A 12,046-nucleotide genomic window follows, 5' to 3' on the forward strand; every position below is an offset into this window, starting at 1 on the left:
CGGTTTATTTTTTTGAATATTTTTCGATGGCTTTTTGCACGAGTTTCATTTCCCAAACTACCGGAAAAAGGTGTTCTAAGAGCATGCGGTTTTTGAAATTCAAACGCAACGCATTGCTTAAATGAAATTTACCTTTTTCTGTTTCTTGCAACATCAAATGCAAACCTGCCAAACGGTATTCGACTTCGTATTCTTCAGGAAAATATTCTGAAGCTTGCAATAAAGTTTGAATAGCGCTATCGAATTCGCCTAAGAATTGCAAAATATCAACCCAAAACAACCAAGTGTCGAGCATATAATCTCCGTATTCTACGGCTTTTCTGTAACCGTGTTCGGCTTCTTCGAAGAAATTCAATTCTTTGTTGATTGTGGCGTAACGTTTCCAGTAAAAGCGATTTTCGTTGTCAATGCTCAACGCTTTGTTGACGTAATACAACGCTTTTTGGAAATTTTTCTGACGTACATAAAAATCGGTAATGGCAATCCAGCCTTTGTCTAACAACGGATCTTCATGTACCGTTTTGTTGAAGAATTTTAAAGCTTGCACTTTATTGCCTAATTTCTCGTGGCATTTCCCGATGCGCAATAAAGCGTATGAAGTCGGATCATCGAGTTCGATGGTTCGGTTGTAGCTTTCGATGGCTTCTTCGTATCGTTTTAATCTTTCTAAAGTTTTGGCCTTTTCCATGAAAGCGCCTAGGAATTCATCATCAATATATGTTGCAAATTCGAATGCTCGTAAGGCTTCCGGGTATCTTTTTAAACCATAATTCAAACGGCCTTCTTGATGCCAGGCGATTTCGCTGTATGGGTTTTTCTCGATGTATTGGTTCAGATATTGAATCGCTTCTTCGTTTTGGTCTAAGAATTCGAAGCAATACACCACGTTATATAATGCGGCTTGATCTTCGACATCTTCTTCAAGACACTTGATGAAGTTTTCTTTTGCCAATTCGAGATTGTCCATAAACAGATATTCCATTCCTATTAGGTTATAGACATCGGCGTAGTCATCAGTATATTGGAGTGCCGTTTTTAGCAACTCTACCGCTTTTTCGTGGTCGTCGCGTTTAGAATAAATGCTGGCTTTTTGGATGTAGATTTCTTCGTTGTTGGGTTCGATCGCGAAAAGTTCGTTGAGTAGTTTTTCGGCGTTATCGAGTTTGTCTTCGTAGATCAACATTTCTACCTGAACCAGCTTTAATCCGGTTGATTTGGGATGTTGCTCGAGGGCTAACTTTAATGCTTTTTTGGCTAATGAGGCTTTACCCATATCGAGATAATGCAGGATGATTTCCTCAAATTCCTCGGAGTCGAAAAAGAGTACTTTGTTGGTTTTCAACATCGACTCGAATTTGGACAAGGATAAGTTGTAATCGTCTTCTTCGTCGCTTAATTGCATAGCTTTGGGTTTAAAATTATCCTAAAATAAATTTAGGAAAGTTATACTAGATGTGGGAAAAGTCTGGAATTGTTGTGAACAATTTAATTAACAAATATGGCTACTGAGATCTGTTGTCCTAGCCCGGATGGCAGTGGTTATCCTTTTGTGCTGGCGTTCGGCGCAAAAGATAGGAACGAACAGCCGGATTAGCTCCTGATAAAAAAATTAATAATCAATTTGAACTTCATTTAATGCTTCTAGGATTATTGCGCAACCTTCTCGGATTTCTGCTTCAGAAATGGTGAGTGGTGGTGTAATTCGAATCGCACAGCCTTCAAAGAGCAACCAAAACAGGATTAAACCTTTGTCTTGGCATTTGAAAATCACTTGGTTGGTGATTTCGGGATCGGTTGTCATCGCAGCTAACATCAATCCTTTTCCTCGAATTTCGGTTATCAAAGGATGTACCAAAAGCGACCTGAACAACTTTTCTTTCTCTAATGTCTGTGGAATTAGATTTGTTTCAGTAATTTCTTTCAAAGTCGCCAAACACGCTGCCGCTATGACAGGATGACCGCCAAAAGTGGTGATGTGTCCTAGTTTAGGGTTGTCGCTTAGCAAATCCATGTGGGCTGCTGATGCTGTGAATGCGCCGACCGGCATACCACCGCCCATGCCTTTTCCTAATATAACTACGTCGGGAATGACATTGTAGTTTTGGAAACCGAATAATTTTCCGGTGCGCCCGAAACCGGGTTGAATTTCGTCGATGATCATGAGTGCACCAACTTCGTCGCAACGTTGTCTTATTTTGAGTAAGAAATCATTTTCGGGTTGAATAAATCCAGCGCCGCCTTGAATGCTTTCGAGTATAATTCCTGCGGTTTTAGTAGTTATTTTTTGGATGTCGGCTTCGTTGTTGAATGTTATAAAATCTACATCAGGGACTAACGGACGAAACGGTTGTTTGCGTTCTTCAAAACCCATTACGCTCATCGAGCCCATCGTGTTGCCGTGATAGGCGTTGTAACATGAAATCAGTTGGCTTCTTCCGGTAACGCGACGAGCGAGTTTTAAGGCGCCTTCGGTAGCTTCGGTTCCGGAATTGACGAGATAGGTTTTTTCGAGTGGTTTGGGTAGGAGTGAAGCCAGTAGTTTGCAATATTCTACCGCCGGGCTTTGGGAATATTCGCCATACACCATGACGTGGGAATACTTGTCGAGTTGGTTTTTTATGGCATCGTTGACGCGTTGGTTTTGATGTCCTAAAGTGCAAGCGGAAACACCAGCTACGAAATCGAGGTATTTTTTGTTATTGTTGTCGTAGATGTAGGAACCTAGCGCGTGAGAAATCTCCATGCCTAACGGATATGGGGAAGTTTGTGCTTGGTATTGGAGGAAATCTGGGTTCACGATTTTTTGGTTTAACCGCAAAGCTCGCCAAGGTTAACGCGAAGTTCGCAAGGGAATTTTATTTAATTACAGGTTTGTCAGCCGGATTGTTCTTATCATACTCCAAAGTTTCTTTTCTGACTTTCATTGGGACATTTTCTTTGGTCATTTCGGCTTGACTTTCTTTGATGATTTTGTCATTCAACTCGTTTTCTTCGGGTGGAAAGATGTCGTCTTTGGTTTTGATGCGTTCGTCTTCACGCCAAATAAATCCACGCAGTTTTCGAGCATTTTCGGGCAAATCTTTTTCAGGATAAATATCGCCGTCGACATTGGTAAAAAACGTCATCGAATCAATCGTATTGCCGTCCATTGTCATATTGATGCGGCTGCTTACATTTTTGTTGATGCCGATAAGTTCATGCGCGTCATTCCTCATAAAATAAACCACTTCCGTGTTTTTGACGACATCGGCTTCATACAATTTATTATCTCGAAACTTACCATACAAATTCTGTCCTTTGACTTGATTGAAGCCCGTGCCGAGCGTATCCTTTGAAATAATAAAAGCATTGTTGAGCACTTTGAGCGAATCTAGTTTTTGTGTCGCATCATTGCCAACTAAATGCATCACGTCGCCGGTCATTTGGTTGTCGAAATTCCACAGTATTGGTTTGCCAATGAGTTGGGTGATATTGGTGATTTGACTCGAATGTATGGAATCGCATTTACCACTTAAATCTTTCTTGAAAATACGTGCGTTATTGTAAGCACGAATAATACGTTCGTTGGGTTTTCCCGTAACCATCAACACTTTTCCGTGTATGTAAATGGAATCTTTATCAACCATATTAATGGCTACCGCTCTTTTGGTTACAAACAAAGAATCTTTCTTTTTGTATACCTCCGCATAATGTCCTTTGATGATGCCTTTGTTGATGGTATCGGTGATTTTCACATTGTTGGTGGCAGAAGCAAACTCAATGTTTCGGTTGTAATACAAACTGTCGCCTTCAATGAGTCGGTCTTTATATTTGATGTAGGATTTCCTTAAAAAGTGCCCAACATTTTTCTTGCTGTCGTAAAATCCTTTTTCGGTGTAAATGAAATTCTCTTTGCTCGTAATCGTTGACGGACCAAATAAATACGAATGCCCGGAATTGTTATAATAATCAAGATGGTTTGATTTAACTACATATTTCGGATTGGTGATGGTTACAGCAGTCAGAAACTGAAACTTTTTTTCATTGGCATAATACCGTCCGGATTTGCTTTTAAGCACATTGTCTTTGTTGGTAATGGTTCCGTTGGTATTGTAGTAAGCTTGCTGTGATACGCGATCAAAATTCAATGTGTCGGTAGCTAAAGTCATTTCAGGCGAGCGCATTTCTACGTTTCCGGTGGCGTAAGCTTGCTTTTTATTACCGTTGTATTCGGCATATTTACTATTCATAAAAAGCGTGTCACCTTGAATCATCCGAACGTCACCAAATGCTTTGACGTAATTTTCAGTTTGAAAATAATACGCTTTGTTGCAAAACATCTTAACACCATCATGATTGATGCGAACATTTCCTTGTAATAAAAGTGCGTCAGGAATTTCAATTTGATTGACATTAAGAAAATCAGCATGCTCAATAATGATTTTATTCGGACTTTGCGCCATAAGCGTTTCCTTTCCAATAAAAAGAATGCTAATTAGGATAAGAAAATGGGTGCTTTTCAATGCTGTGAATTTTTTGCCAAATTTATGAAAAAGCACCCAATGAAATCGGTTATTAAGAATTATTTATTAGTTGATTGGAAGTGATGCTCAAATTTTTATATTTGTAAAACTGTCTTTAAAAATAAAGAAACAATGAAAAAAATTATTTTGCTTGCTTTGATTGGTTTATCACTATCATCTTATGCTCAAATCAAAAAGAAAAAAACTATGCCCGTAAAGAAAACAGAAACAGCAGTAAAAAAGAATGCGCCTGTTGTGGAAAGAAAAGCTGTAGTCTATCAAGTGTTTACTCGTTTGTTTGGTAATAAAAACACCGCTAACGATCCGTGGGGCACTATTGAAAAAAATGGTGTCGGGAAGTTTAATGATTTTACCGATAAAGCACTCCAAGAAATCAAGAGATTAGGAGTAACCCATATTTGGTATACGGGAGTGCCGCATCACGCTTTAGTGAATGATTATACAAAATATGGCATTTCTAATGATGACCCGGATGTTGTGAAAGGCCGCGCAGGTTCTCCTTATGCAGTGAAAGATTATTATAATGTAAATCCGGATTTGGCTGTAAATCCTGCGAATCGTTTGCAAGAGTTTGAAGCATTAATCACACGAACTCATCAAAACGGAATGAAAGTTTTAATCGATATTGTACCCAATCACGTAGCCAGAAAATACGAAGGAAAATCGAATCCGAAAGGCGTTCGTGATTTTGGAGCAGATGATAATGTCAAAGTTGAATACAGTAGAAATAATAATTTCTATTACATACCAAATGAGCCATTTCAAGTTCCAAGGTCTAGCAATTACAAGCCATTAAATGGTGAAAGAAATCCATTAATAGATGGTTCTTTTGAAGAAAATCCGGCAAAATGGACAGGCAACGGAACGCGTTTAGCCAAACCCGACATCAACGATTGGTACGAAACTGTAAAAATTAATTATGGAATTCGCCCCGATGGTTCAAAAGATTTTCCTGAATTACCAAATGGTTATGATAAGAAATCATACAAAGAACATTACGCATTTTGGGCCATCAAGGATGTGCCCAGTTCTTGGAAAAAATTCCGAGATATTGCTTTATACTGGACTGCTAAAGGTGTAGATGGTTTTCGTTATGATATGGCAGAAATGGTACCGTATGAATTTTGGAGTTATATGAATTCGGCTATTAAAATGAAAAATCCAAATGCTTTTTTATTGGCTGAAGTATACAATCCGAACGAATACAGAAACTATATCAAGTTAGGAAAAATGGATTATTTGTATGATAAAGTAGATTTGTACGATCATTTAAAACAAGTAATTCATGGGAAAGCATTACCGGATGCAATTTCTCAAATTCAAGAAAAATATGCCGATATCGAGCATCATATGTTGCACTTTTTAGACAATCATGATGAACAAAGATTGGCCAGTAGAGATTTTGCAGGAACACCTGAAAAAGGAATGCCTTTAATGGTAGTTTCAACAACTGTAAGTTCTTCACCGACGATGATTTATTTTGGACAAGAAGTAGGTGAAGCCGGTAATGAAGATGCAGGTTTTGGCAAACCAACCAGAACTTCCATTTTTGATTATATAGGTGTTCCAAATCACCAAAGATGGATGAATAATGGGGCGTTTGATGGAGGGAAATTGTCTGAATCTGAAAGTAGATTGCGTGATTTTTATTCTCGATTGTTGAATTTCTCTATTAATAGTTCCGCCTTGATGGGTAAATTTCAAGAATTGCAAACGGTTAACCGAAACCCGGATTTAATTGTAACAGAAAATGGATCTACTGCTGTTGAAGCTAAAGCAGCTGGCGCAGAAGAAACTGCAAAAAATATTGAAAAAAAACCGTATAGTGAAGGAATTTATTCCTACGTACGTTGGTCGGACACTCAAAAATTAATTATCGTAACTAATTTTTCTTGGGTAACGTCAAGCAATTTTAATTTAATCATCCCATCAGATATCATCAAAGCATGGAAATTAAAAGATGGTACCTATGATTTGAAAGAGCAATTGTATTTTAAAAATAACGCACAGCTAATAGTTAAAGATGGTGTAGGTAGTGTTAGTATTGCTATTCAACCTTCAGAATCTTTTATTTTAAGTTTGTAACCATAGATTTAAATAGATAAAGCCGTACAATTTGTGCGGCTTTTTTTTATTCATTCTTCAAAGTCAATTTTAAAACAACAAAACCAATACTTCCTGCAATCAAAGAAGCCAATAAAATAGCAATTTTAGAATGATTGATAACTTGTTCATCATCAAAAGCCAAAAGCGTAATAAAGATGGACATTGTAAATCCAATGCCGCCTAAAAACCCTGCGCCCAGTATGTTTTTCCATTTTAAATCGTTGGGCAAAGTGCAAAGTCCTAATCCGACACCAATAAATGAGAAAAGCCAAATGCCTAATGGTTTTCCAAAGATCAATCCGATAAGAATTCCGATGCTGTTCGAATGTGTTAATCCGCTTCCCAAATCGTTTCCTAAAGCAATGCCAGTATTGGCTAAAGCGAATAATGGCAAAATAAAAAAAGCTACGGGTTTGTGTAGAAAATCTTGTAAAATATACGAAGTCGATTTTTCATCACCATGGCTAAACGGAATGGCAAAAGCCAATAAAACGCCGGTAATCGTTGCGTGAATTCCGGAATGCAGCATAAAATACCACATCAAAATACCACCGATTAAATATGGAATCAGGTTGTGAATTTTGATTCGATTTAAAACCAATAGCGCCACCCAAATGCCTAAAGCAATCGCTAAGTTCATGAAAGCAATGGTTTTGGTATAAAATACAGCGATGATAATGATGGCGCCTAAATCGTCAATCACGGCTAAAGCAGTCAAGAAAATTTTCAAAGAAGTAGGCACTCGATTTCCTAAAAGTGATAAAACGCCAACGGCAAACGCAATGTCTGTAGCCATTGGAATTCCAGCACCCGATTGTGTAGCCGTTCCAAAATTGAATAACAAATAAATCCCGGCCGGAATAATCATACCGCCAAAAGCACCCAATATGGGAAGTGCAGCATTTTTGATATCGGAAAGTTCACCATGATAGATTTCTCGCTCCAATTCTAAACCAATCAGTAAAAAGAAAATGGCCATCAAGCCATCATTAATCCAATCGACAATGCTGTGTGATCCGATAGTGTTGTGCCAAAACGAAATGTATTGGGTTTGCCAAGGTGAATTGGCGAGACATAATGAAATGAGCGTCACAAAAACCAAAATGATTCCGCCTGCTTTTTCGCTTTCAAAGAATTGTGAGAATAGCTTTGTCATTTTGATAAACCGCTGATAACATGGATTTACACGGATTACTTAAATCAAACAGAAAAAAATCCGTGCTAATCCGTGCAATCGGTGTTATAATTTATTTCAGAATCGTCTGCTTTCTATCAGGACCAACAGAGACAATTTTTATAGGAACTTCGAGTTCTTTTTCTATGAATTCTATGTATGATTTGAGTTCATTTGGCAACTCATCATACGAACTCATACCGGTCAAATCCGCCTTCCAGCCTTTAAATTCTTGGTAAACTGGCGTGACGTTTTCAGGCTCAATATTATAAGGCAAATGATCTATTTTTTTTCCTTTGTATTCGTAGGCTGTAGCGACTTTCAAGGTTTCGAAACCTGACAACACATCGCCTTTCATCATCATCAATTGCGTAACACCATTGATTTGAACTGCGTATTTCAACGCTACCAAATCCAACCAGCCGCAACGTCTTTTTCTTCCCGTTACCGAGCCGAATTCGTTACCCACACTCGCCATGATATCACCGGCTTCTTCAAAATCTTCGGTAGGAAATGGGCCGCTGCCGACGCGTGTTGTATAGGCTTTGAAAATCCCGTAGACTTCTTTGATTTTGTTGGGTGCAATACCTAAACCTGTACAAGCTCCGGCTGCTGTGGTGTTTGATGAAGTTACAAACGGATAAGTTCCGAAATCTACATCGAGTAAAGAACCTTGCGCGCCTTCACACAAAATAGATTTTCCGGATTTTTGCGCTTGGTGTAAATATTCTTCTGAATCGATGAAGGTGAGTTGTTTTAAATCTTCAACAGCATCGAAGAATTCTTTTTCTAATTCTGCTAAATTGTATTGGATGTTGACATCATAAAACTTAATCATCGCTTCGTGCTTGTCGGCTAAAGTTTGGTAGCGTTCTTTGAAATCTTCGAGTTCGATATCGCCCACACGCAAACCGTTTCTTCCGGTTTTGTCCATATACGTTGGGCCGATGCCTTTGAGTGTGGAGCCGATTTTGGCTTTTCCTTTGGAAGCTTCTGAAGCCGCATCGAGTAGGCGGTGTGTGGGTAAAATGAGGTGCGCTTTTCGCGAAATAATGAGTTTGTTTTTGATGTCGAGGTTGAATTTCGCCAAGCCATCGAGTTCGCTTTTAAACACTACAGGATCGATTACGACACCGTTTCCGATAATGTTGATCGAATTTTTGTGGAAAATTCCGGATGGAATCGTACGCAATACGTGTTTGATTCCGTCAAATTCTAAAGTGTGTCCTGCGTTTGGTCCGCCTTGGAAACGCGCGATAATATCATATTTTGAAGTGAGTACGTCGACAATTTTTCCTTTGCCTTCGTCGCCCCATTGTAATCCTAGTAATAAATCTACGGCCATTTTGAGTTGTGTGTTGTAAGTTTGTTGTTGAGTCGTGTGTGCGTTAGGGATTGGAGCAATTGTCTGAGCTCTTTTTTGCGGAGTTTACGCAGCAAAAAAAGCGAGTGCGTAAAGCCCGACCTTTAGGGGAACGCCCATTATTCATTATTAATTTTCTTCCTGTTGCCATAGAAATACAGCGAGTGGTTGTGAATTTCGATTCCGAAAATATCTTCAATCGTTTGTTTGATGGTTTGGATTCGCGGATCGCAAAACTCGATAACTTCGCCGGTGTCGGTCATGATGATGTGATCGTGCTGTTTGTCGAAATAGGATTTTTCGTAGTGCGCTTGGTTTTGCCCGAATTGGTGTTTGCGAACCAGCGCACAATCTAGCAGCAATTCTATCGTGTTGTAAAGTGTGGCTCGACTCACGCGGTAGTTTTTGTTTTTCATTTTGATGTAGAGATTTTCGATATCAAAATGTTCTTCGCTGTCGTAAATTTCTTGAAGAATAGCAAAGCGTTCGGGCGTTTTTCGATGTCCTTTGTTTTCAAGATACATTGTAAAAACATTCTTTACAATTTCCTGATTTTTACTGTTATCGGTAGCAATTAATGTCATGAGACAAAGGTAGTTTTTTTAGTTGAAAGTCAAAATTGTATTGGCGAAAGTGTGGTAAAGTTTTAAAGAAGTAATTAACAGGAGAAAGGTACTAAGTTTCTAAGGTACTAAGTGAATAAACTGAAATAAAAGGTTACTATAGATAATATTAATGTTCCTAATTTAAATTTTTAAAACCTCAGAACCTAAGCGCCTTAGTACCTTAGCATCTCTAAACGCATTCATCATCTAGTTTTTCTATGGTTTGTACAATTCGTGTGATTTTTTCATCTTCGGTTTTGGCGGCGAAAATCCAATCGATGATTTCCTTTTTCTTTGGTTCAGGATATTGCTCAAAATGCTTGTGGAGTTTCGGCTCTTCTCGCAGGCAAATTAGGAAATCTTCGGGGATTACCATTTGCGGTTCGTCGAGCCAAAGTGTGAGTTTTACGGTATCGCCATGTTCTTTTTGGATGGCTTTACGGATTTCGGTTTTGACGGCGAGAAAAGTGCCTTTTTTCATGGCCCAGATGCTGAAATTTTTTAGTTCATATTGGTCAATGAATCCGCGAACGCGAACCGTCGTGCTGCCTTTTTTCTTCGGAAGATATGGCATGATGGGCATTGAGATGAATGTCCAACCGCCTTTCACATCGGGCTTTTGCAATAGGCAATAGTCGTCAAAGATGGGAAGTTCCATATTGATGTGGAATTGATTTTTTCTTTGCGCCTTTGCGTCTTTGCGAGAAATTAAATTTTTGGCTCGCAAAGACGCGAAGACGCAAAATGTATTACTTAGTTTTTATTGACGCGCGTGACTTTATCAACACCGTCGATTTTCTTGATGTTTTCGATTAGTTTTTTGAGGATGATGTTGTTCTGTACGATTACGGTTACTTGTCCGTTGAAAATTCCCGCATCGCCACTAAGTGAAATGCTTTGAATATTCACGTGCATATTGTTCGAAATTACTTTTGTCAATTCGTTGGTTAATCCTAAAGTATCCATTCCGGTAATGTGCAGAATGGCTTTGAATTCTTGTTGTGTGGAGTCGATCCATTTGGCGAGAATGATTCTGTAGGCGTAGTTCGACTGCAAGCTAATGGCATTTGGACAATCTTTTTTGTGTACTTTAATACCTTCATTAATCGTCACGAAACCAAACACTTCATCGCCCGGAATCGGATTGCAGCAAGTTGATAATTTATAATCCAAACGATCTTGTTCGGCGCCAAAAACGAGCATGTCGTAGTTGCTGCTGATGACGGGTTTGTGTATGTCTTCATCGGCGGTATTGGGCGAGCGTTTGATTTTATTCTTAAAGAAATTCATCAACGTATTGCTCTTCTGTGCCGCGAAATCTTTGAGTTGTTGGTTTTCTATGGAACCGATTCCTACGCGGTAGAACAAATCCAAACTGGTTTTTAGTTTGAAGAAATTGACCAATTCATTAATGACTTGTTCATTAATCGTAATTTTAAGTTGTTTTAATTTTCGCGTGAGTAATTCTTTGCCTTCTTCGGCGGTTTTCTTCGTGTCTTCGTTGAGTACGTTTCGGATTTTATTTTTCGCTCGTGAAGTCGTCACATAATCGAGCCAATGCGAAGTTGGTTTTTGATTTTGCGAAGTGATAATTTCTACTTGATCGCCACTTTTTAATTCGGTATTGAGCGGAACGAGCTTTCCATTGACACGTGTTCCGCGCGTTTTAACACCGATTTCGGAGTGAATACTAAACGCAAAATCTAACGAAGTCGCGCCTTTCGGCAACGATTTGATTTCTCCCTTGGGTGTAAACACGAAAATTTCTTTCGCGTACAAATTCATTTTAAAATCCTCAACGAAATCAACGGCATTGGTTTCTGAATTCTCTAAAGCTTCTTTGAGCAAATTGAGCCACACATCCAAACCGCTTTCTTCCGTGGCGCCTTGTTTGTATTTGTAATGCGCTGCGTAGCCTTTTTCAGCAATCTCATCCATACGTTCGCTACGCACTTGAATTTCAACCCAGCGACCTTTCGGCCCCATAACCGTAATGTGCAACGCTTCGTAACCGGTTGATTTTGTTGAGGATTTCAAAATGAATTTATACGCCAAAGAGATTTTTGTCTTCACTCCAAAAGGGGAAATTAAATCGTTACCCAAAGGCGCGACTTCTTTAGATTTTGCGTTTAGCATTCACTCTGAAATCGGTGTAAAAACAAGAGGTACACGTGTCAACGGACGATTGGTTCCGCTGAATTACGAATTAAAAAGTGGTGACCAGATTGAAGTCATTACATCTGTCAATCAGAAACCAACCATCAACTGGTTGGAT

9 protein-coding genes and 1 pseudogene are annotated in these 12,046 nt (G+C 38.9%); 2 read left to right on the forward strand and 8 right to left on the reverse strand.

Annotation, left to right across the window (positions count from 1 at the left end; all coding sequences use genetic code 11):
* Positions 1-4: 4 nt before the first annotated feature.
* From RMO03_RS12365 to RMO03_RS12375, 3 genes are all read right to left on the reverse strand, one after another.
* The gene (locus RMO03_RS12365; RefSeq protein WP_309642416.1) at positions 5-1,402 is read right to left on the reverse strand and encodes a tetratricopeptide repeat protein; all 1,398 of its coding nucleotides are present in this window, start codon (positions 1,400-1,402) and stop codon (positions 5-7) included.
* 207 nt (positions 1,403-1,609) lie between these two features.
* The gene (locus RMO03_RS12370) at positions 1,610-2,797 is read right to left on the reverse strand and encodes an aspartate aminotransferase family protein (protein ID WP_309642417.1); all 1,188 of its coding nucleotides are present in this window, start codon (positions 2,795-2,797) and stop codon (positions 1,610-1,612) included.
* A 58-nt stretch (positions 2,798-2,855) separates the two neighbouring features.
* Positions 2,856-4,442: an OstA-like protein gene (locus tag RMO03_RS12375; RefSeq protein WP_309642422.1), complete on the reverse strand. Its 1,587-nt coding sequence runs from the start codon at positions 4,440-4,442 to the stop codon at positions 2,856-2,858.
* Positions 4,443-4,634: 192 nt separating this feature from the next.
* On the opposite strand from RMO03_RS12375, the gene RMO03_RS12380 reads away from it, so the two are divergent.
* A complete protein-coding gene (locus tag RMO03_RS12380) occupies positions 4,635-6,608 on the forward strand; it encodes an alpha-amylase family protein (protein ID WP_409024920.1) in 1,974 nt (657 codons plus the stop codon).
* Between the two features lie 46 nt (positions 6,609-6,654).
* Here the strand turns inward: RMO03_RS12380 and nhaA are convergent, their stop codons facing one another.
* From nhaA to RMO03_RS12405, 5 genes and pseudogenes are all read right to left on the reverse strand, one after another.
* Positions 6,655-7,791 (reverse strand): Na+/H+ antiporter NhaA, encoded by a 1,137-nt coding sequence (gene nhaA / locus RMO03_RS12385; RefSeq protein ID WP_309642424.1) that lies wholly within the window; start codon positions 7,789-7,791, stop codon positions 6,655-6,657.
* Positions 7,792-7,876: 85 nt separating this feature from the next.
* The gene (locus tag RMO03_RS12390) at positions 7,877-9,148 is read right to left on the reverse strand and encodes an adenylosuccinate synthase (protein ID WP_309642418.1); all 1,272 of its coding nucleotides are present in this window, start codon (positions 9,146-9,148) and stop codon (positions 7,877-7,879) included.
* Positions 9,149-9,285: 137 nt separating this feature from the next.
* Positions 9,286-9,750: a transcriptional repressor gene (locus tag RMO03_RS12395; RefSeq protein ID WP_309642419.1), complete on the reverse strand. Its 465-nt coding sequence runs from the start codon at positions 9,748-9,750 to the stop codon at positions 9,286-9,288.
* 211 nt (positions 9,751-9,961) lie between these two features.
* Positions 9,962-10,429: a YdeI/OmpD-associated family protein gene (locus RMO03_RS12400; protein WP_309642420.1), complete on the reverse strand. Its 468-nt coding sequence runs from the start codon at positions 10,427-10,429 to the stop codon at positions 9,962-9,964.
* A gap of 95 nt (positions 10,430-10,524) precedes the next feature.
* Positions 10,525-11,802 (reverse strand): annotated as a pseudogene (locus RMO03_RS12405) (TGS domain-containing protein); the annotation flags it as partial.
* A 7-nt stretch (positions 11,803-11,809) separates the two neighbouring features.
* Here RMO03_RS12405 and RMO03_RS12410 point away from each other — a divergent pair.
* On the forward strand, positions 11,810-12,046 hold a 237-nt coding region (locus RMO03_RS12410; RefSeq protein ID WP_409024921.1), incomplete at its 3' end, for a TGS domain-containing protein.

The organism is Flavobacterium sp. (assembly GCF_031411595.1).
Taxonomy (GTDB): domain Bacteria; phylum Bacteroidota; class Bacteroidia; order Flavobacteriales; family Flavobacteriaceae; genus Flavobacterium.